22 protein-coding genes and 2 tRNA genes are annotated in these 20,054 nt (G+C 39.0%); 13 read left to right on the top strand and 11 right to left on the bottom strand.

The window, feature by feature from the left end:
- Positions 1–328 precede the first annotated feature (328 nt).
- Positions 329–404 (bottom strand) — tRNA-Arg (locus tag FTU77_RS04945).
- A gap of 188 nt (positions 405–592) precedes the next feature.
- On the opposite strand from FTU77_RS04945, the gene FTU77_RS04940 reads away from it, so the two are divergent.
- The 7 genes from FTU77_RS04940 (at position 593) to FTU77_RS04910 (ending at position 7,080) form a co-directional block, all read left to right on the top strand.
- Positions 593–1,528, top strand: coding sequence for an ABC transporter ATP-binding protein (locus FTU77_RS04940; protein ID WP_180054998.1), 936 nt, complete (start codon positions 593–595; stop codon positions 1,526–1,528).
- A complete protein-coding gene (locus tag FTU77_RS04935) occupies positions 1,525–2,298 on the top strand; it encodes an ABC transporter permease (RefSeq protein ID WP_180054995.1) in 774 nt (257 codons plus the stop codon). Before FTU77_RS04940 ends, FTU77_RS04935 begins: the two co-directional genes overlap by 4 nt.
- Positions 2,298–3,116 carry an NADPH-dependent 7-cyano-7-deazaguanine reductase QueF gene (gene queF, locus FTU77_RS04930; RefSeq protein WP_180054993.1) on the top strand — a complete coding sequence of 273 codons (819 nt, stop codon included), beginning with the start codon at positions 2,298–2,300 and terminating at the stop codon, positions 3,114–3,116. Before FTU77_RS04935 ends, queF begins: the two co-directional genes overlap by 1 nt.
- 17 nt (positions 3,117–3,133) lie before the next feature.
- Positions 3,134–3,784, top strand: coding sequence for a hypothetical protein (locus FTU77_RS04925; protein ID WP_180054991.1), 651 nt, complete (start codon positions 3,134–3,136; stop codon positions 3,782–3,784).
- 786 nt (positions 3,785–4,570) lie between these two features.
- Entirely contained in the window at positions 4,571–5,572 is a 1,002-nt protein-coding gene (gene mltB, locus FTU77_RS04920; protein WP_078191987.1) for a lytic murein transglycosylase B, read from the top strand.
- A gap of 285 nt (positions 5,573–5,857) precedes the next feature.
- A complete protein-coding gene (locus FTU77_RS04915; RefSeq protein ID WP_078190310.1) occupies positions 5,858–6,472 on the top strand; it encodes a septal ring lytic transglycosylase RlpA family protein in 615 nt (204 codons plus the stop codon).
- Positions 6,473–6,624: 152 nt separating this feature from the next.
- Complete coding sequence (locus FTU77_RS04910; protein ID WP_180054989.1) at positions 6,625–7,080, top strand: DUF962 domain-containing protein; 456 nt, start codon at positions 6,625–6,627, stop codon at positions 7,078–7,080.
- A 253-nt stretch (positions 7,081–7,333) separates the two neighbouring features.
- On the opposite strand, the gene FTU77_RS04905 is transcribed toward FTU77_RS04910, so the two are convergent.
- From FTU77_RS04905 to rpsB, 3 genes are all read right to left on the bottom strand, one after another.
- Complete coding sequence (locus FTU77_RS04905; RefSeq protein ID WP_168378020.1) at positions 7,334–7,843, bottom strand: DUF3465 domain-containing protein; 510 nt, start codon at positions 7,841–7,843, stop codon at positions 7,334–7,336.
- Positions 7,844–8,017: 174 nt separating this feature from the next.
- A complete protein-coding gene (gene tsf / locus FTU77_RS04900) occupies positions 8,018–8,893 on the bottom strand; it encodes a translation elongation factor Ts (RefSeq protein WP_078190313.1) in 876 nt (291 codons plus the stop codon).
- A gap of 141 nt (positions 8,894–9,034) precedes the next feature.
- Complete coding sequence (rpsB, locus tag FTU77_RS04895) at positions 9,035–9,781, bottom strand: 30S ribosomal protein S2 (protein ID WP_078190314.1); 747 nt, start codon at positions 9,779–9,781, stop codon at positions 9,035–9,037.
- 207 nt (positions 9,782–9,988) lie between these two features.
- Here rpsB and map point away from each other — a divergent pair, with 207 nt between their 5' ends.
- Positions 9,989–10,816, top strand: coding sequence for a type I methionyl aminopeptidase (map, locus tag FTU77_RS04890; RefSeq protein ID WP_180003232.1), 828 nt, complete (start codon positions 9,989–9,991; stop codon positions 10,814–10,816).
- A 270-nt stretch (positions 10,817–11,086) separates the two neighbouring features.
- Complete coding sequence (locus FTU77_RS04885) at positions 11,087–12,313, top strand: pyridoxal phosphate-dependent aminotransferase (protein WP_111883988.1); 1,227 nt, start codon at positions 11,087–11,089, stop codon at positions 12,311–12,313.
- A 49-nt stretch (positions 12,314–12,362) separates the two neighbouring features.
- Here the strand turns inward: FTU77_RS04885 and FTU77_RS04880 are convergent, their stop codons facing one another.
- On the bottom strand, positions 12,363–12,872 hold the full coding sequence (locus tag FTU77_RS04880) for an MATE family efflux transporter (RefSeq protein ID WP_180054987.1): 510 nt from the start codon (positions 12,870–12,872) through the stop codon (positions 12,363–12,365).
- A 91-nt stretch (positions 12,873–12,963) separates the two neighbouring features.
- On the opposite strand from FTU77_RS04880, the gene FTU77_RS04875 reads away from it, so the two are divergent.
- On the top strand, positions 12,964–13,401 hold the full coding sequence (locus FTU77_RS04875) for a PaaI family thioesterase (RefSeq protein WP_180055192.1): 438 nt from the start codon (positions 12,964–12,966) through the stop codon (positions 13,399–13,401).
- A gap of 51 nt (positions 13,402–13,452) precedes the next feature.
- Here FTU77_RS04875 and FTU77_RS04870 read toward each other — a convergent pair whose 3' ends face one another.
- Positions 13,453–13,911, bottom strand: coding sequence for a hypothetical protein (locus tag FTU77_RS04870; RefSeq protein ID WP_180054985.1), 459 nt, complete (start codon positions 13,909–13,911; stop codon positions 13,453–13,455).
- A gap of 251 nt (positions 13,912–14,162) precedes the next feature.
- Here FTU77_RS04870 and FTU77_RS04865 point away from each other — a divergent pair.
- The 3 genes from FTU77_RS04865 to FTU77_RS04855 all read left to right on the top strand — a co-directional run bounded on the left by FTU77_RS04865 (position 14,163) and on the right by FTU77_RS04855 (position 16,719).
- Positions 14,163–14,238 (top strand) — tRNA-Asn (locus tag FTU77_RS04865).
- An 87-nt stretch (positions 14,239–14,325) separates the two neighbouring features.
- A complete protein-coding gene (locus FTU77_RS04860; protein ID WP_180009941.1) occupies positions 14,326–15,399 on the top strand; it encodes a hypothetical protein in 1,074 nt (357 codons plus the stop codon).
- 97 nt (positions 15,400–15,496) lie between these two features.
- Positions 15,497–16,719, top strand: a protein-coding gene (locus FTU77_RS04855; protein WP_180054983.1) for an IS3 family transposase whose coding sequence is annotated in 2 segments (ribosomal slippage) — positions 15,497–15,833 and positions 15,833–16,719 — 1,224 coding nt in all. Because the reading frame shifts where the segments join, the coding sequence is not laid out codon by codon here.
- A 27-nt stretch (positions 16,720–16,746) separates the two neighbouring features.
- Here the strand turns inward: FTU77_RS04855 and FTU77_RS04850 are convergent.
- The 5 genes from FTU77_RS04850 to FTU77_RS04830 all read right to left on the bottom strand — a co-directional run bounded on the left by FTU77_RS04850 (position 16,747) and on the right by FTU77_RS04830 (position 20,048).
- On the bottom strand, positions 16,747–17,583 hold the full coding sequence (locus tag FTU77_RS04850) for a DUF4198 domain-containing protein (RefSeq protein WP_180054980.1): 837 nt from the start codon (positions 17,581–17,583) through the stop codon (positions 16,747–16,749).
- Between the two features lie 136 nt (positions 17,584–17,719).
- Positions 17,720–18,373: a tRNA-(ms[2]io[6]A)-hydroxylase gene (locus FTU77_RS04845; RefSeq protein WP_180040116.1), complete on the bottom strand. Its 654-nt coding sequence runs from the start codon at positions 18,371–18,373 to the stop codon at positions 17,720–17,722.
- Positions 18,374–18,390: 17 nt separating this feature from the next.
- Complete coding sequence (gene pdxJ, locus FTU77_RS04840; protein WP_180054978.1) at positions 18,391–19,116, bottom strand: pyridoxine 5'-phosphate synthase; 726 nt, start codon at positions 19,114–19,116, stop codon at positions 18,391–18,393.
- Positions 19,117–19,125: 9 nt separating this feature from the next.
- Entirely contained in the window at positions 19,126–19,842 is a 717-nt protein-coding gene (recO, locus tag FTU77_RS04835) for a DNA repair protein RecO (protein WP_180055190.1), read from the bottom strand.
- Between the two features lie 8 nt (positions 19,843–19,850).
- Positions 19,851–20,048 (bottom strand): NF038104 family lipoprotein, encoded by a 198-nt coding sequence (locus FTU77_RS04830; protein ID WP_180054976.1) that lies wholly within the window; start codon positions 20,046–20,048, stop codon positions 19,851–19,853.
- Positions 20,049–20,054: the final 6 nt, after the last annotated feature.

Here is a 20,054-nt window from a genome sequence, read left to right as displayed (position 1 = left end):
ATACAAAACGATAAGTGTTCTATTAAGTTTCCAAGCTCCACTATTTTGGTGCATGACTTTTATAATCGTGTTTTCAATAGATTCTTTTCATTTAGATGCAGATATAAATACAGTGAAATTACTATTGCCACTATTTATAAGCTTTCAATTTAAAGTTTTGTATCACTTTTAACTTTCAATAAAAAGATTGAGAAATATTTTGAAATTTATGTGTTTGGAAAAAGATACATCAATATTGTTTTTTGAAATTGATTGGGATGAATAGAAATAGAGATATAAAAAAAGCAGTTGATTTGCAAAATTTAGTTAAACAATCAAAACTAAAAAATGGTGCGCTCAGCGGGACTCGAACCCACGCCACAGGCTTCGGAGACCTGTACTCTATCCAGTTGAGCTATGAGCGCTTATTTTGGATTGCGCACATCATAACAAAAAAAACTGTAAGGTAAAGCAACTATATAGATGTTAGGCTTTTTTCTGCTTAAGCTTTATACAACGTTCTATTTTTAAAATGCAGAATTCCATACGATTTACTTGGTTTATTTGCCCCGATATCGCACAATACTCACACTATTTATAGAGTGAATTATTTATGACTGATGCACTAACGTTAAAGCAGCTGTCAAAAACCTATAAAAATGGGTTTCAGGCGCTTAAAGGTATTGATTTAACAGTACCCAAAGGTGAGTTTTATGCACTTTTAGGTCCCAATGGTGCAGGAAAATCTACCACGATTAGTATTATCAGTTCACTTACCCGTAAAACTTCTGGTTCTGTTGAAATCTTTGGTCATAATTTAGATACCCATCCCTCACATGCAAAGCAGTGTTTGGGTGTTGTCCCTCAAGAATTTAACTTTGGTCAATTTGAAAAAACATTTGATATTTTAGTGACTCAAGCTGGCTATTACGGTATTCCCAAAAAGATTGCAGAGAAACGTGCCGAGGAATATTTAGAAAAACTTGGCCTTTGGGAGAAACGCAGTACCCAAGCACGTATGCTATCGGGCGGTATGAAACGTCGTTTAATGATCGCTCGTGCCATGATGCATGAACCTAAACTGCTGATTTTAGATGAGCCAACTGCTGGTGTTGATATTGAGCTACGTCGTTCGATGTGGGATTTCCTCACTGAAATGAACGAAAAAGGCACGTCTATTATTTTAACGACACACTATTTAGAAGAAGCAGAAATGTTGTGCCGTCGAATCGCAATTATTGACCGTGGTGTGATTAAAGAAGATACCAGCATGAAAGGTTTCCTCAGTCAATTGAATGAAGAAACCTTTATTTTCGATTTAGCCGAACCCATTGAACCGGTCCATATTGAAATTATTGGTGTTCGTTTCAACTTAGTTGACCCCGTCACTTTAGAGGTCACTATGGATAAAGCCCATACCTTAAATGATCTATTCCAACTCATGGAATCTCAAGGTATTCAGGTTCGTAGTATGCGTAATAAATCTAACCGACTAGAAGAACTTTTTGTCCGTATGGTCGAAAAAAATCTTGAAGGTGCAGCACAATGAATTTTAACCAACTGTGTATTGCCCTCTACACCTTAGTGTATAAAGAAATTCGCCGTTTCATGCGTATTTGGCCGCAAACCCTTCTCCCACCGGCGATCACCATGAGTTTGTACTTTGTGATTTTCGGTAATTTAGTCGGTTCACGCATTGGGCAAATGGGCGGTTTTAGCTACATGCAGTTCATCGTACCCGGCTTAATTATGATGGCAGTCATTACCAACAGCTATGCCAATGTGGCATCAAGTTTCTTTAGTGCAAAATTTCAAAAAAGCATCGAAGAATTAATCATGAGCCCGGTGCCATTACACATGGTGCTTTGGGGTTATGTGATCGGTGGTGTATGCCGTGGTGTTTTAGTGGGCTTTATTGTCACTGCGATGAGCCTATTTTTTACTGAATTACACCTAACCAATATCTTCGTAACTATATATACAGTTCTCATTACTTCTCTGCTGTTTTCTCTTGGCGGATTTATTAATGCTGTTTATGCAAAATCTTTTGACGACATTTCGATTATCCCGACTTTCGTCCTGACTCCGCTGACTTATTTAGGCGGTGTTTTCTATGCCATCTCATCACTGAGTCCTTTTTGGCAAAATCTCTCTTTAATCAACCCTGTCGTGTATATGGTCAATGCTTTCCGCTACGGTATTTTGGGCCATAGCGATGTGAATGTCGGCATTTCACTGACAGTTATTACTGCATGTTGCGTTGTACTTTATGGCGTGGCGTATCATTTACTTTCTCGTGGTTCAGGAATGCGTGAATAATGAGTGTAGAACAATCCCTTTTAGGTAAAGACACCAACTACCCAACAGAATATCAACCCGATATTCTGTTTCCGATTGCACGTGCCACTGCACGTGAACAATATGCCCATGTGGAAGGCATCCGCCAAGGTAAAGACTGGTGGCATGTTTTTGAAATTTCTTGGTTAAATGCTTCAGGTGTGCCTCAAGTCGCTATTGGCCGTTTAACTTTGCCTGCAAGTACAGACAATCTGATCGAATCGAAATCTTTAAAGCTCTACTTTAATAGTATGAACTTTACCAAATTTGATTCTCAGGCAGCGTTTAAAGCAACCGTTGAAAAAGACTTATCGGCAGCAGCCAATGCTGCTGTGACTATTGATCTTTTTCATGTTGATGATGTTGAAATTTCAAAACCACAAGGCATCTGTATTGATGACTTAGAACCCTCCCAGTTAGAAAATCATCCAAATGCAGATTTACTCTCGTTAGATGAAGATGCAGCGCAAGATGAAGTTGAAATTCAACTTTATTCACATTTATTAAGAAGTAACTGTCCAGTCACGGGTCAACCTGATTGGGGAACGGTATTTATACGGTATAAAGGCACTAAGCCTTGTTATCGTAGTATTCTGGCTTATATTATTTCTTACCGTCAGCATAATGGTTTCCACGAACAATGTGTGGAGCAAATGTTTGCCGATATTTGGCAACATTTAAAACCAAGTCAGCTGATGGTATATGCTGCCTATACACGCCGTGGTGGATTGGATATCAACCCTTGTCGTGTATCGGATTTAACATGGATGCCTCGCCCCATTCGATTGGCGCGACAATAAAAAAATTGAGGTTAGTGATGCCATTTTTTGGTTTTATTCCTTCTGAGGAACTTCTAAGCAGTATCCAAACTGGTCACGCGAAAAAAAATTCGAGTGAACCACTTTATCCTTTACGTGATAAAACAGCTTTGCTGATTAATGAAGAAATCATTGGTGCAACTATATTAGCTCCTGTTCATCTGTTTCCTGCAAGCGACAAGCGCGACACAGCAGAAAAACTGGCTGGCTATGTCAAATCAACAGTCGCTGTATTGTTAAAGCAGCTACTGGGTAAATCTCCGAATGATGTGGTGAAACAATCCATTGAATTTTCAGAACGAAGTTTATTTCAGGACACAGTCGGCGCTCATCGTGTAGGTCTAAGCTTAGATGCAGGACTAGTCACTAACCTTAAAAATAGTTATGCGGAAATTAAATCGGGCGCAGATATCAATAAAGCTGCTTTTGGTGAACTGTATAAACAGTTTGCTGAAGCTGCAGTGCGTCATTTTATGAATGATTTTAATAAAACTCTCGATTTAGGCATGATTAAACGTAAAGCAGCCGATATCGGTTCTTCTGCTGTGATTAAAGCTATTCATATTGCAATTGATAAGATTTTCCCAAATCTGACTAAAGAAGAGCTAGGTGCCCTTGCAGAAGCACATGATGCGATGTTTAACAAATAAATCTCGCTTTTCGTCAAAACCTAGCTTCAGCTAGGTTTTTTTATGGTTAAATGCATAAAATCGAATCCCGATACAATGACTATATAGTCATGCAAACACAGTTCTAGAATTGAACAGATTTTTATTAAAAGAAAGACAGTACATTGATATCCACAATTTTTAAAAATCTACAAAGAACAGGAAGAACCTGAATATAGATCATATTTTAATGTGAGCCGTCATTTTGGCTTAAATTTCAATGCGTCCATTTTAAGATTCAATCTCTTTCTTTTTTATCATTCAGTCTATATTTCTACTATATAGCGACGTTTTCAACAGCATTGAAGCGCTGGCGAACAAAAACTATGTAATGAATAAAACACTGCTTGCATATGGGTGTTTTAGACCGGTACCTTTTTAATCCTGTCCCTTTATTTTTAGATATAACATTGCAACTTTTGTAGCTTCTAAACAGTATTTCGCAACGCGATAAAGTTTACTCGTTCTGCGTTTTTATGACGCATGGGTTTTAGAGTCATCTTTATTTCAAATGATTTGTGAATATTTGCAAGTTATGTAAATGAATATGTCACTTTTCAATATGTTAACTGCTAAAAAACCCTTTGCTTTGTCTTTTTTTGTATATCTATTTATGAAAGCATGCGCTGTCAGTGGTATCTTAGTTGCTATTGGTAACGTTTACCTTTAATGAGCTATGAAACCAGAAGGTCATCACAATTTTCAGGATCTTTTCCCCTCGAAATTTTGTTCATACTCATCGCTAAAGCAACTGGAAATTTTTTATTTATGCTAAATCGAAATTTTTATAAAAAACTATCACATATTGCCATTATGGCCGGTTCAATTTCACTGACCAGTTTTTGTCAGGCTAACGACTTCCAATCTCATCCGGCATATGCAAGCTTTAAACAAAATGCAATGCAAACCTATGGTCTGAGTGAAAATCAAATTGATTGGGCAATGCAAGGCAGTAAAAACCTACCCAACATTATTAGCATTATGAATAGACCTGGCGAATCAAAGCCTTGGTACCAATACAAAACCAACTTTTTAGCTGAAAGTACAATTCAACGCGGCGTTCGCTTCAAAAATCAATATGCCGACACTTTAAATCGTGCAGAACAACAATTTGGTGTGCCTCAATCCGTGATTTTAGGCATTTTGGGTGTTGAAACAGGCTATGGCAGCAATAAAGGTAATTTTATCACCCGTGATGCTTTGGCGACCCTTGGTTTTGGCTATGAACGTCGTGCGCAATATTTCCAAGATGAACTCGCTGCACTGATTGCTTGGTCATATAAAGACGGTGTTCCAACCAACTCTGTCGTCGGTTCATATGCAGGTGCTGTGGGTTATCCTCAATTTATGCCAAGTAACATTCCAAAATTTGGTGTGGACTACGATGGCAATGGTCATGTTGACCTGCGTAATTCGGCTGTCGATGCCATTGGTTCAATTGCAAATTATCTAGCAAATTATGGTTGGCAGCGTAATCAACCAATTGCTTTTGCTGCTCGGTACAGTGGAAACAACCCAGATGCTATTATTGCAAAGGATTTAAACCAGCCAACACCATATGGTGTACTCAAGGCTCAAGGTGTAACCCCTATGAATCCATTAGTAAAAATCGATGATCTCGATTTGGTCAATGTCATCCAATTGCAAGATAGTTATGGACCAATTTATTACATCACTTATCCAAATTTTCAGGTCATTACAACCTATAACAAAAGCCGTATGTATGCGACTGCGCTATGGCTTTTAGGCACTGAAGTTACCAGTCGATAAGACTGGTTATTTCCTATATAGAAAAAAGTCAACAAATATTTTCATTAAAATGAGCATTTAATCGTCATTTCACACACCTTGTTACATTATTGATTATTTTTTAACCAACTATTGTTAATTTTTTAGACATTTTCAAAGTATTTTAATTAAACACTAGACAGCCTATTGATGGCATGAATATTATCCATCTCGTTAAATGTAGTTGCAAAAGTGAAATATCAGACGTGTTTACATGGATATCAGCGACTTAGTTGAACCAGTAAATATGCCATTGGGAGATAAACAATGCAGTCATCAATTATTAAATATGCCTTAGCGGTTGCCACGGCAGTTGCGCTAAGTCAGTCACAAGCTGAGATGGTTCAGTCGTCATCATTCAATCATGATAATGACAACTCTCGTCTTGCAGCTCGTGTATTGAATAAAGAAGCTCAAAGCTTCAATTCAAACTTTACGAATTTAAGTAGCCTTTCAATCACTGAGCGTTCTGGCGATAAAATTCGTCGTCAAACAATCGCTGCTAAAATCGAAATTCCTGAAGATGAGCCTTCAGTGATTGAAAAGTTAAATACTGTTGCATCGAATACTGTTCGTAAGTTCACTCAAACAGGTACTGCTTCTTGGTACGGTCGTCAATTCCACGGTCGTAAAACAGCAAGCGGTGAAACGTTTGACATGAACGCACTTACAGCAGCACATCGTAGCCTGCCACTTAATTGCTTTATTCGTGTTACGAATCGCAATAATGGTAAAAGCGTCGTGGTGAAAGTAAATGACCGTGGTCCATTCCATGGTAACCGTGTTCTTGATTTATCTTATGGTGCTGCTAAGCAATTGGGTATTACCAGTGCAGGTACTGCAAATGTGAGCATTGAACGCGTAGACGGTCCAAATTCTTAATTCTCCAATGAAGTGACTGCAGTTAACAGACCACGCCTAGCGTGGTTTTTTATTTGAAGCCTCTTAGCCTTTCAAATCATCAGTAATCCTGATTTTGACCCTTCCCGCATTCTTGTTTATATTGAAGTCCTTCCCCATGATTAAGGACTATCATGAAAACAATCAACGAATGGTTTGATGAATACAGCGAAAGTCATCAAAATAAAACCAATAAAATGATTCACTGGATTTGCGTACCCACGATTTATTTTTCAATCATTGGCATATTGGCGCATTTTAGCGCGCTACTTACTGCTGTCTTACTTGCTTTAGCATTTATCTTTTACGCACGTTTAGACATTGTCCTTGCTGTTGCAATGGCCGCGTTAACGTTAATCATGGCATGGCTAATTTGGGTGTTACCAGTTGGATATGGCTTTTATATCACGCTCTTTGTATTCGCATGGATTGGTCAATTTTATGGCCATAAAATTGAAGGTAAAAAGCCCTCTTTTTTCAAAGATCTCCAATTCCTCCTCATTGGCCCTATTTGGTGTTTAGATACATTTTCAGGCAAAGTACTTGGTAATTGGAAAGCACGCCATAAATCGCAAATAAAGAGCATTTAAAGCATGATTAATTTCATAGATCTCTTTTTCACTTCTTCCACATCGGTTTTCTTCATATTCGATGCTTAAAACCCTATTGTTTATAGGTGTATTTATCTCTGGTATTTCCAATCATTTTTTCTATTTATACATCCAAAAAGCCAGTGTTTAAACACTGGCTTTTACTCAATATGGTTAATCCAATTTTATGTTGATAGCTTCATCTGAATCATGATCATTTAAATGACTAAAGTTAAAAATGACTACGTGATTTTTATTGATAGGTTTTACCTTGATGCTTTAACCAACCATCCTGATGACGTCCATTCGGATCGTGATGTGTCCAGTGCATCACACCTCCCTTATCTGAATATTCGTATTCACCGTAAAATTGAACTGTATCGCCTTTTTGCAAGTCGTCAATTCGTGGAGCAAGATCGATATTATGCGCGACCAAAAGCGTTTGACCATTATTTAAGGTCAAAATGAACTTTTGATGGCGACTACCTTCATTATCATCTCGTAGTACCGCTTTCACTTGACCTGCACCTTCAACCTGAACATTACTGAGTTTACTTTTAAATGCATGCGCAATGATATCTTCAGCACTCTGCCCTTTTTGTTGAGCATCTGCGGGTTGTACTGGTTCTATTTGTGGCTGTGAGTTTTGTTCAGCTGTCGTCTGAACTGGTGCAGTTTTTTGTTGTTGTAAATCGATTCCGAAATAAGCTGCTGCAAGCGCAACAATAATTCCGCCGATGGTTAAGTTTGTTTTGTTTGCCATAAGATAGTTTAAATCTAAATTTTCAACTCATTATAGTCATTAAAATTGATAAAAATAGAATCTGTGAACAACAATGTACACAATATAAAGTTTAAATAGCTTTGAAATCAGTAAAGCGACAGCCATAAAAAAAGCCCTCTAAAACGAGGGCTTTTTTCTACAAATAATCAGAGATTATTTTGCAGCAGCTTGAGCAGCAGCAACTTCTTCAGCGAAAGAAAGTTCAGCTTTTTTCTCAATACCTTCACCAACTTCGAAACGTACGAAGTTAGCAACAGTAGTACCAGTTGCTTTAAGAACTTCTGCAACTTTCTTATCGTTGTCGATAACGTACATTTGGTTCTCAAGAACAACTTCGTTCAAGTATTTCTGAACTGAACCAGTTACCATTTTTTCAACGATGTTTGCTGGTTTACCAGATTCAATTGCTTTCGCTTCAGCAATTTCTTTTTCTTTAGCGATAAGTTCAGCAGAAACGCCAGCTTCGTTTACAGCAACTGGGTTGAATGCAGCGATGTGCATAGCCAAACCTTTACCAGTTTCAGCATCACCAGCGTATGCAACTACAACACCGATTTTTAAACCGTGTTTGTAAACTGCAAGGTTGTCGCCTTCAACGATTTGAGCACGACGCACTTGGATGTTTTCACCGATTTTTTGAACAAGCGCGATACGAGCTTCTTCTACAGTAGCACCATCTTCAAGTTTCAATTCAGCAATTTGAGCAACGTCAGTTACACCAGCAGCAAGCGCAGCAGCAGCAACTTTAGCAGAGAAACCAGCAAAGTTTTCGTCTTTAGCAACGAAGTCAGTTTGACAGTTAACTTCTACAAGGATTGCTTTGTTGCCTTCTTGAGCGATAGTGATCGCGCCGTCAGCAGCAATGTTACCCGCTTTTTTAGCAGCTTTAGCTTGACCAGATTTACGAAGGTTGTCGATCGCTAATTCGATGTCACCGCCCGCTTCTGTTAATGCTTTTTTACATTCCATCATTGCAAGACCAGTACGATCGCGCAATTCTTTAACCATGCTTGCTGTAACTGCAGTCATGTTAATCTCCTAAATACGGTAGAAAATGAATTCTTTTTAGAACAGAAACGGCCCAGAGCTGTCTCTTGGGCCGTCTGCATACATGACGCTTACTTTGCCACCATCACGTGTCGCAAAAATGACAAGCTTACGTCAAACGCATTAAGCCTCAGAAGCAGGAGCTTCTTCGCCTTTAGCTTGTGCATTTGCTTGTGATTGAGCATATTCTTTACCAGCAAGAATCGCATCAGCCATAGCAGAAGCGTAAAGAGTAACTGCACGGATCGCATCGTCGTTACCAGGGATAACGTAGTCTACGTTGTCTGGGTTAGAGTTTGTATCAACGATACCGATAACAGGAATACCAAGGTTTTTAGCTTCTTTAATTGCAATTGCTTCGTGATCAACATCGATTACGAATAATGCGTCAGGTAAACCACCCATGTTTTTCACACCGCCTAAAGCGCGCTCAAGTTTTTCCATCTCACGAGTACGTTCTAAAGCTTCACGTTTAGTAAGTTTAGCGAAAGTACCGTCAGTAGATTGAGTTTGAAGGTCTTTTAGACGGTTGATTGACTGGCGAAGAGTTTTCCAGTTAGTCAACATACCACCCAACCAGCGGTGATCAACATATGGTTGACCTGCACGTTGAGCTTGTTCACGGATGATTGCAGAAGCTGCACGTTTTGTACCAACGAACAAAACTTTGTTCTTTTTGCTAGCCAAGTTGTTAGCAAAGTTCAAAGCATCATTTAACGCAGGAACAGTGTGCTCAAGGTTGATGATGTGAATTTTGTTGCGCGCGCCGAAGATGTATTCGCGCATTTTTGGATTCCAAAAACGTGTTTGGTGACCGAAGTGTGCGCCTGCTTGAAGAAGGTCGCGCATGCTTACGTTGTAATCTGCCATTTTCTTTACCTTAAAGTTTGGGTTAGGCCTCCATATACCCGCATTCTCCACCTAAAAAGGCACCCAGAGAAATGTGTCGATATATGTGCGGATTTTATTGCCCCATCGCACAAAGCTCGTGAAAGATATTCACGAAAAAGCATTTGATAAAATGGGCGGCTATTTATACCATAGTCACATACAAATTTCCAAAAGTTTTTAGAGATCATGAACAGTACTTACGAAGCTCCACGTCGATTAATTAAAACGCCTGACGAAATTGAAAAAATGCGCGTCGCGGGTCGACTGGCGGCAGAAGTTTTGGATATGATCAAACCGCATATTGTTCCAGGTGTGACTACCCTAGAACTTGATACGATTTGTCATGACTATATTGTCAACAAACAAGAAGCTATTCCTGCTTGTTTAGGTTATGGCGCTGCGCCGGGTCGTCCAGCGTTCCAGCACGTGATCTGTACTTCAGTGAACCATGTTGTGTGTCACGGTATTCCATCTGAAAGCAAAAAGTTAAAAAAAGGTGACATCTTAAACATCGATGTCACTGTGATTAAAGATGGTTACCACGGTGATACCAACATGATGTACATCGTGGGTGGTGAAACCACTATTTTAGCGAACCGTTTATGCAAAGTTGCCCAAGAAGCCATGTACCGTGGTATGGCGGTGGTAAAACCAGGCGCAACCATGGGTGATATCGGCCATGCTATTCAACAATATGTTGAATCAGAACGTTTTGGTGTTGTACGTGAATACTGTGGTCATGGTATTGGTACCGTTTTCCATGACGAACCACAAGTTTTACACTACGGTCAACCAAATACAGGCATGATCTTAGAAGAAGGCATGACCTTTACCATCGAACCAATGGTGAACGGTGGCGACTGGAAAACCAAACTTCTTGGCGACAAATGGACTGTCGTGACTAAAGATCATAGCTTGTCTGCACAGTACGAACACACGCTACTTGTAACAAAAAATGGTGTAGAAGTGCTAACTGCTCGCCCTGAAGAAGATCTATCGCGTTTTGTTCAATAAGCAAAGTATTTGAAGCACAAAATTTTATTAAAAATGGTCACACATATTGTGGCCTTTTTTATGCCCTATTTTTGTCCGTGACTTTAAGAATTTGCCATAAAATTTGATTAAAAATTTAAGTAACTCAATGTAAATTTTCTCAATTATATGGTTAGGATGGAATATCACACTTTTTTGCACATTGTTGATTTTGCCACTCCCCATTACTGTGCATTTAAGCTAAGATAGTGTGCTTTTTATTTTTTAATCCCTATAAGAAGGAATACTGCCGTGGACGTACGTCTGTCTGATCGTGTAAATAGCATCAAACCGTCCCCTACACTTGCTGTTACTAACAAAGCTGCTGAATTAAAAGCTGCTGGTAAAAACGTAATTGGTTTAGGCGCAGGTGAACCGGATTTCGATACCCCACAACACATCAAAGATGCTGCAATTGCTGCTATCAACAATGGCTTCACTAAATATACAGCTGTTGACGGTACTCCAGGTCTTAAAAAAGCAATTATTGCTAAATTAAAACGCGACAATAACCTTGATTACGCTGCAAACCAAATCTTGGTTTCTTGTGGTGGTAAACAATCTTTCTTTAACTTGGCACTTGCTTTGTTAAACAAAGGTGACGAAGTAATTATCCCTGCTCCTTACTGGGTAAGCTACCCAGACATGGTGATCATTGCTGAAGGTACTCCTGTAATCGTGAAATGTGGTGAAGACCAACGTTTCAAAATTACGCCTGCTCAATTAGAAGCTGCAATCACTGACAAAACTCGTTTAGTGGTTCTAAACAGCCCTTCTAACCCAACAGGTATGATCTACACTAAAGAAGAATTACTTGCTTTAGCTGACGTTCTACGTAAATACCCAGAAGTTTTAGTTGCTTCTGATGACATGTACGAACCAATCCGTTGGGACGACGAATTCTACAACATCGCAACAGTTGCACCAGACCTTTACGATCGCGTAATCGTTCTTAACGGTGTATCTAAAGCTTATGCAATGACTGGCTGGCGTATTGGCTACGCAGCGGGCCCTGCTAAACTTATTGGTGCGATGAAAAAAATCCAATCTCAATCAACTTCAAACCCAACTTCTATTTCACAAGTTGCTGCTGAAGCTGCATTGAATGGTCCTCAAGACGTTCTTGAGCCAATGATTGAAGCATTCAAACGCCGTCACGACCTAGTTGTGAAAGGCTTGAACGACATCAACGGTATCACTTGCCTTCCTGCTGATGGTGCATTCTATGCATATGCAAACATCCGCCCATTGATTCGTGCAAAAGGTTTAAAATCTTGCACAGAATTCTCTGCATGGTTATTGGAAGAAACTGGTGTTGCCGTAGTTCCTGGTGATGCGTTCGGTCTAGGTGGTTACATGCGTATTTCTTATGCAACTGCAGACGAAGTTCTTGTAGATGCGCTTGCACGTATCAAGAAAGCTGCTGATTCAATCGAAGGCGTAGACGCTGCGATTGCTTCAATTGCTGCTGAAAAATAATTTGATCTAAAGATCAAATCAAAAAAACCCGCGATATTCGCGGGTTTTTTTATATCTGAGCCATTTTAAAGTATTTGCTATGTTTCCATTTAAGGCAGATAAAGCAAATAACTGCTGCCAGCGTATAAGCAACACACAGCATGATCCAAGAACCTTGAATATTGAATGCATCGTACGTGCGCCCCAACCATGTCACAGGATGGAATGCCAAATACCAGCCACCACCAAGCCCGAAAACCAAAATCATGCTGCTATAAACCAGCATCGGAAATACAATAACTTTCCAACACCTCAACATATTGACCGAAACTACTAATATCGCATCAAAGATATGCATCCAACACAATAAAAACACCAATGCGAAAACCACGTTGAGTACATCTTTATCATTACTGAACAAGGGCAACATATAGGGATGAAATACTGCCACAACGATTGAGGCGGTTAAGGCGACCGCGAAAGCCACCTTCATCGCTATACCGGTTAAATGCCACGCCTCCTGAACACGCCCCTCTCCGATTTTAACCGATACCAAAATACTAAATGCAAGATTACTCAATGAAAGCTTCAAAGAATCAACTTGACAATAATTTCAACAATTAGCTATGTTAAACTTAGATTCCTTTTTAGAACTCGTAAAATAGGCCAGAATAATGAACCCAAAAGAAATGACCGGACTGCAACTTCTACAAGCCATGTGTGCAGGGAAAATTCCTCCTGCAAGTATTAGCGAAACTATTCCAATGCAGCCTTATGAAGTATCTAAGGGCAGTATTAGCTTTAAGGCTAAAGCAGATGCACGACACTTAAATCCGCTAGGCGGCGTGCATGGTGGCTTTGCTGCTACTGTACTCGACTCTGTGACAGGTTGTGCCATTCACACGTTATTAGAGGCAGGTGTAGGTTATGGCACCATCGACTTAAATATAAAAATGTGTCGCCCAATCCCAAAGGATGTTGAACTTACAGCGATAGGAACAGTCATTAATATCAGTACAAATTTAGGGATTTCTGAAGGGAAAATTATTGATGACAATGGCAAACTTTATGCACATGCAACTGCAACTTGCATGATTATACGTCCTTAATATTTTTATTTTTCTGCTCGCAATTCAATGCGAGCAGATGATGATTCAAACTTAAATTGCTGAATGTAAGGCGCGAATTAATTGGCCTTCGCTTAGATCAATGCGATTACTGCCCTTTTGAAAGCAGTAATATTTTAAAGCACTATCTAACTCAACACGAAGTTCTTGTTGTTCTGAAATAGACCATACTTTAGAACGATTTGAGCCTGATAACGCATTACCGGCCAATTGGTATAAATACAAATCTTGCTTGCGTTGCAAAGGCACACGACGGCCATCATCTTGATGTTCAAAACGTAAATGACATGGCGTGTTGATCAACCATTTTTCACTAAACCACAGTTGTAATAAATCACCCAATGCCAAGTCACGTCGACCCAAAGGCCAAACGTCAACGTACGCACCTTCGACAGGTGTTTGATATTGCTCTTGATTACTAATAATGGAAAGATAGTTTTCTTGGTAAAAAGAAAATTTTGAAAAAATCTGAGAAATAGTCAGCGTATTCATTCGCTTTCTCCTGTTTAGCCATTTTAGTGCTGGCAAGTTGGGTTTAAATCCACACTGTTTAAACATATGTTTAAACGCTCTGTTGTTGCATTCAGACTATCAATTGAATTTTTTCTTTGCAAGCCTAAGATTCATTTTTTCTAAAAAATCCTTCTTTTTGTTCAAATAAAAAACATCTATCACGCATTTCTCCTCATATTGGTATTTTTAGCTTGACCCTCCCCAAAATCTGCTTATAATCGCATTCAGATTCTCCAATAGCTCAGTCGGTAGAGCGACGGACTGTTAATCCGCAGGTCCCTGGTTCGAGCCCAGGTTGGAGAGCCAAATTCTAAAGCCCATTTATTTAAATGGGCTTTTTTAATGACTATGATTTACATATAATCTATAAGTCATTGTCATTAAAATAAAAAAATGTTCATTCAAGTTGATGCTGAATCAAATAAAACTGCCTTAAAACACTATCTCACTGCATTCATTTTTCTTTTAATTTTTATCAGCCCATTTGCAATTTATTTGGTGAGCTGCACACCCGAAAGTGAAATTGAGCAACATTTCAAAACACCACCCAATTTATATAATAGTGAATCGAACACCCTTCTTGACAGCAAGCTACAATGGTTGATTCCACCTCAGCAGTTTCAAAATCACAATACTATTCCCGAAATATCTGAATCTGTATTGAACGAGATGACAGAAGGACTATATTGGTCAAGCACACCGATTACGCTGCAAAACCAATCTGATCAGTTATATGTTCATATCGATTTTGCAGGTCAGCAACAAACTCGAAAAGATCTTGAAATTTCGGTACTGCCGTTATGTATTGTTCACGAGAAAGAAACACCATGTATGAAAGCTGGGTTAAATGCAACTGGACAACTTTTTAACATCTCAACTCAAAAAAATACGCAATATCACACACTAGAGACCAATAAGTCATGGATGTTTTATGGCCATGAATTCCAAGAAAATTATATTATTCCACCACAAGCCACTCTCAAATTTTTAGTTAAAGCCAACATCCCTGAACACTTAACCCTGCAATGGCTTAGGCTAAGCATCAGTACTAGCCCCATTGTTGAGAAACAGCAAAATTTTATGCTCATGACGCAAAACAGTATAAGAATAAAATATGCACTTGCTCTATTGCCATTCTTCATATTAGCTTTGATGCACATTTTTCAAGGGTTTGAAAGCCTGCGTAATTTATCTATCGGCGCACTTTCAGCACTTTTATTTGCAATCAACACCATCATTTGGGATATCCATTATATGGTGATTGGCTGCCTGATTTTATGTTTTGCAAGTGTCTGTTATTGTTTTGAGAGCCGATATTATCGATTGCTTTATTTAACGGGTTGTTTACTGATTGCAGGCTATTCGCAGCAATATTATGGTGGTTTTAATAAACACTTTTTCACTCAAACCAGTTTAATTTTATTGATAGGTTTATCGATGTTTTATCTTGAACCTAAAGATAGCTAAATCATTTTCATAAAAAAGCTCCGCAAATCGCAGAGCTTTTTCTCTTTAAATCACTGTCCCGTCCTGAAATAAGTTTACACCTTAAGAGACTTATTTTATGGAACATGCACAAGAACAACGAGTTAAACGCACACAACGTGATTATAGCTTCGCCTTTAAAATGATGGTTGTACATGAAGTAGAAAAAGGGCAAATTACTTATAAACAAGCTCAGGCAAAATATGGTATTCAAGGAAGATCAACTGTGCTGGTATGGTTACGCAAGCACGGACAACAGGACTGGACTTCGAATATGCCGACTTCTTCTAAACGCCAATTAACCCCCCAACAACGAATCCGCCAATTAGAAAAGCAGTTAGCCGCAGAAAAGCTTAAAACTGAATTTATTCAGGATGTGATTTATCACATTGATAAAGAATGTGGGACTGATCTTGGAAAAAAGTATACCGAGCACGTTTCAAAGATTGGCAAAGCCAAAGAAGACTAAGCGTTTCACGTTATTGTCAGTGGTTGGGAATCACCCGACAAGCTTATTATCAAGCAGAAAAACGTGCTCAAATGACTGCACAAGCAACTGAACAAATACTTGAGTTGGTTATGGAATATTGTTGTCTCATGCCAAGTATCGGAACACGTAAGCTGTATTGGCTTATTAAAGGCAAATTGTTGCAGCGTGGTTTAAAGTGTGGACGGGATCAGTTATTTAAAATATTGAAAGAGCATAATTTATTGATTCGCCCCAAGCGTCGCTATACAAAAACTACGGATAGCAAGCATTGGATGAAGAAGCATCCAAATTTATTAAAGGATTATTCAGCAGTGCAAGCCAACGAAGTCTTTGTTAGTGATATTACTTATGTTGAGAGTGCTGAAGGCGTACATTATTTATCCTTAGTGACAGATGCTTATACCCGTCAGATTAAAGGTTATAAGTTATCGAATGATATGCGTGCGGAGAATGTTGTGCAGGCTCTACATATGGCTATGCAGCATGTGACGGATCGAGCGACAAGGATGATTCATCATTCAGACAGAGGCTCTCAGTATTGCTCTGAACTATATCAATCGGCATTACGCCATTATGGGGTATGTCCTTCTATGACAGATGGAGGAGACTGTTACCAGAATGCATTAGCAGAGCGGATTAATGGAATATTAAAGCAGGAGTTTTTAATTACACGATGTCAAACCATGAAGGAGTTAGATCACTTAATTGCGGAATCTATTATGATTTATAATTGCTATAGACCACATTTAAGTTTAAATATGAACACCCCGAATCAGACGTATGAGCAAACTAAAACCGAGCTAATTGCTTAACTCGGTTTGAAGTGGAATACTGTCAATCTATTTCAGGACAAGACACACATTAAAACTCAAAGTATATTTATATCGTTTTAATGCGTGTTCCTTCATTTCAAAAGGCTGTTGATAATCCATTTTCAGCAAATACTGACCACGATCTGATAGGTTAAAATTCAAATTTCCATCTTGATCAGTTTTAAGCGTTTTATAAACTTTTCCTTCACGGCTGTAATCCGTGGTTTGCTGCAAAATTTCAACCTGTAAACCCGGAACCGCTTTTTTCTGATCTAGCACTTTCAGTTGTACTGGCTCATTTTGCATAATGGCATTCGGATGGGTTCTAAATTGCACATCAAAACCATCATGCAAATGATTCACTACATTTGTAGACGTTACACGGCGCGATACAAAAGTTTCAATGATTTCTTGGGTTTGAATACTTTTGATTTGCGACTTTTGAGTCAACTCGGCTGTATAAATGACATTTGCATTCGCAGTTTTTTGAGGATCACGTACACCATTGATTAACGCTTTCCACTGCTTTTGATCATAAGCAAAACGCGCTGTACTTCCCTGCTTTTCACCACGAATACGATACGTGCCATCCTGCTTATTTTCTAAACTATAACTGCTGACTGTTTGAGTTTTTGCCCAATCGGCATCTGTTAGATGCAGCTTTTCACCTGACGGTGTATGTACATGGAAATTAAAATTTTTAATGGCTATTTCAGAAACAAACGGATTGTCATAAAAACCAGAAAGAATGGCACTATGATTATTAAATGTTTGATAGTTTAATGGCGCCACATAAGGATAATGCGCTTCAGCCTGACCAACCGCACACAAAGCGATACAGAGTAAAGTGAATTGTAATTTCATATTAAATAAGTGAGCTTAAATTGTTTGATTCATAGAGATCGTTTCATTTTAGATTCACCCAAGATAATTGTAAATAATTCTTATTATCATTTATTTTAAGTGCATAAAAAATCCCCCATTCTGGAGGATTATTTTATCAAGCTGCTTTGACTGGCACACCACTATGAAAGCGGAATAAATCATCTGGGCTGCTAATCAAATTTTTTTCAACTTCACGAATATGCTCAATACGCATCTGAATATCTTCTTTCGGATTCTTTAGCTTATTGGTCGTCGCCACATCCATGGCCAATGCTAAATAGTCCTCATAATGGCGTGATTCAGACTTTAGCAAATAGCGGTAGTAACGCCCCAACTCTTCATCCACATGTGGTGCAAGCGCATAGAAACGCTCACATGACCGTGCTTCAACAAATGCGCCAATCACCAAGATATCAATTAACGCTTCTGGCTCGTAAGTCCGCACTTCTTTACGTAGACCACCTGCATACCGACCAGCACTGATTGCAGTCCATTTCTGACCACGTTTTGCCATCAGTTCCAGCACTTGCTCATAGTGCAGCATTTCTTCGCGTACTAGCTGTGCCAGTTTGATTTGTAAATCCGAGAAAAAACTATAACGAAACATCAAATTCATTGCTGTACTTGCTGCTTTCTTTTCACAATTGGCATGATCCTGCATCAGGATATCCAAATTATTTAAAGCTTCATCTAGCCATGCTTTTGGTGTTTCACACCCCAAGAAGCCAATGACTGGCTTCATTAGGGCATCATAATCAATATTTGACATATACTTTACTTAAATAATTAACGTGCGGCTTTAATCGCAGCTTTCATTTGTTTTACAGACTGTGCCAATCCAATAAATACAGCATCAGCAATAATCGAGTGACCAATATTTAGTTCATGAATTTGCGCAATGCGCGCAATCGGAGTGACATTGTCAAGATTTAAGCCATGGCCAGCATTCACAATCAAACCTTTAGATGCGGCATATTCAGCACCTTGAATAATACGTTCCAGCTCTGCCTTCTGCGCTTCAGGTGTTTCAGCATCTGCATATGCACCTGTATGCAACTCAATCGTAGGTGCGCCACAGGCAATTGCTGCATCAATTTGAGCAAAGTCAGCATCAATAAATAATGAAACTTCGCAACCAATCGCTGCGAGTGCTTGAGTCGCGTTTTTTACATCTTCAAAATGCCCAACAACATCTAAACCACCCTCAGTCGTCACTTCTTCACGCTTTTCAGGAACAAAGCATACATGATGCGGCTGAATCTCTTTGGCAAATTCAACCATTTCATTGGTCACTGCCATTTCAAGATTCATATGGGTTTTTAATACAGAACGCATACGACGTACATCATCATCCTTAATATGGCGACGATCTTCACGTAAATGCAGCGTAATCCCTTCCGCCCCCGCTTGCTCACAAATAATTGCGGCATTCACAGGATCTGGATAAGTTGTCCCACGTGCATTTCGTAGTGTTGCCACATGGTCAATATTTACACCAAGCAAAGCTGCCATAATTCTTTCCTAATGACGTTGAGTTTGAGAATTCTGTATCCACAATTGACGACTTTTTAATGGACGATCGCCAAGCAAGGAAGTAATCATTTGTCGGTACAACTTAGACAGTAATTGTAACTGTTCAGGATTAAATTCCCCACCTTTTTCATAATCACACATACTTAAAATATGTTGACCTGACAATGTTGCGCGTGAGGCTTTAATGACAGGTTGAAAACCTTCGTTTAAATGAAATTGATAATTTTCATGAGGCTGAATTTGCTGTTGATTTGCATCAGTTGAATAATCTAGTGCATAACCCAATTCTTCAAGCAACTCATGCTCAAACTGTCTAAGGATTTGTCGCAAAAACAGGTCAGGATTATCCTGCGCAGACATGCATTGGAGTTGTTCTAATGTATGCGCATATTGAGCAAATGTCTCTGGCATCTCAACCTCTAAGGGACATAGCCTCAATAAGACTTCATTCAAATAAAACCCTGAAAAAAAAGCATCCCCAAAAAAGAAAATGGGTTGATTTACAATTTCAAGTTTACTGAAATTTTTAAGTTCAGACTTGCCGGATGCTTGCAAGCAAATCGGTTGATACTGTGGCGGAGGTGTTTGTCTGAGAATACCGTCAACTCGGCCATGCTCCTGCGTAAACAGGTGCACGATATGACTTTTTTCACGATATTTACGATGGTGAATTAAATAACCATGCAGTATCTCATTACGCATGATTTAAAATATTAATCCTTGTCTTTCTTTTTCTTGTCGTCTTCTTCTTCATCATCCCCATCTGGAATGACTGCACCTACAACTGCAGCGGTCCCTTTGACCACGCCTTTTGTGGTTTTATAAGCCACTTTGACAGGAACAGTAACGATTTTATGAATACACCCTTGTAGAAACAATACAAACGCCACTACAGCTAATACTTTCATCATTACTCT

It is taken from the genome of Acinetobacter sp. YH12142 (assembly GCF_013418435.1).
GTDB classification, from domain to species: Bacteria; Pseudomonadota; Gammaproteobacteria; order Pseudomonadales; family Moraxellaceae; genus Acinetobacter; species Acinetobacter amyesii.
This window is presented reverse-complemented; position numbering and strand designations above follow the sequence as displayed.

Excerpts from the sequence above, each read along its gene's own strand:
- rpsB (WP_078190314.1), bottom strand. The coding sequence starts at position 9,781 with ATGGCAGATTACAACGTAAGCATGCGCGACCTTCTTCAAGCAGGCGCA.
- map (WP_180003232.1), top strand. The coding sequence starts at position 9,989 with ATGAACAGTACTTACGAAGCTCCACGTCGATTAATTAAAACGCCTGAC.
- queF (WP_180054993.1), top strand. The coding sequence starts at position 2,298 with ATGAGTGTAGAACAATCCCTTTTAGGTAAAGACACCAACTACCCAACA.
- FTU77_RS04850 (WP_180054980.1), bottom strand. The coding sequence starts at position 17,583 with ATGAAATTACAATTCACTTTACTCTGTATCGCTTTGTGTGCGGTTGGT.
- FTU77_RS04935 (WP_180054995.1), top strand. The coding sequence starts at position 1,525 with ATGAATTTTAACCAACTGTGTATTGCCCTCTACACCTTAGTGTATAAA.
- FTU77_RS04870 (WP_180054985.1), bottom strand. The coding sequence starts at position 13,911 with ATGAATACGCTGACTATTTCTCAGATTTTTTCAAAATTTTCTTTTTAC.
- tsf (WP_078190313.1), bottom strand. The coding sequence starts at position 8,893 with ATGACTGCAGTTACAGCAAGCATGGTTAAAGAATTGCGCGATCGTACT.
- FTU77_RS04905 (WP_168378020.1), bottom strand. The coding sequence starts at position 7,843 with ATGGCAAACAAAACAAACTTAACCATCGGCGGAATTATTGTTGCGCTT.
- FTU77_RS04845 (WP_180040116.1), bottom strand. The coding sequence starts at position 18,373 with ATGTCAAATATTGATTATGATGCCCTAATGAAGCCAGTCATTGGCTTC.
- FTU77_RS04830 (WP_180054976.1), bottom strand. The coding sequence starts at position 20,048 with ATGATGAAAGTATTAGCTGTAGTGGCGTTTGTATTGTTTCTACAAGGG.
- mltB (WP_078191987.1), top strand. The coding sequence starts at position 4,571 with ATGCTAAATCGAAATTTTTATAAAAAACTATCACATATTGCCATTATG.
- FTU77_RS04925 (WP_180054991.1), top strand. The coding sequence starts at position 3,134 with ATGCCATTTTTTGGTTTTATTCCTTCTGAGGAACTTCTAAGCAGTATC.
- FTU77_RS04860 (WP_180009941.1), top strand. The coding sequence starts at position 14,326 with ATGTTCATTCAAGTTGATGCTGAATCAAATAAAACTGCCTTAAAACAC.
- FTU77_RS04915 (WP_078190310.1), top strand. The coding sequence starts at position 5,858 with ATGCAGTCATCAATTATTAAATATGCCTTAGCGGTTGCCACGGCAGTT.
- FTU77_RS04910 (WP_180054989.1), top strand. The coding sequence starts at position 6,625 with ATGAAAACAATCAACGAATGGTTTGATGAATACAGCGAAAGTCATCAA.
- pdxJ (WP_180054978.1), bottom strand. The coding sequence starts at position 19,116 with ATGGCAGCTTTGCTTGGTGTAAATATTGACCATGTGGCAACACTACGA.
- FTU77_RS04940 (WP_180054998.1), top strand. The coding sequence starts at position 593 with ATGACTGATGCACTAACGTTAAAGCAGCTGTCAAAAACCTATAAAAAT.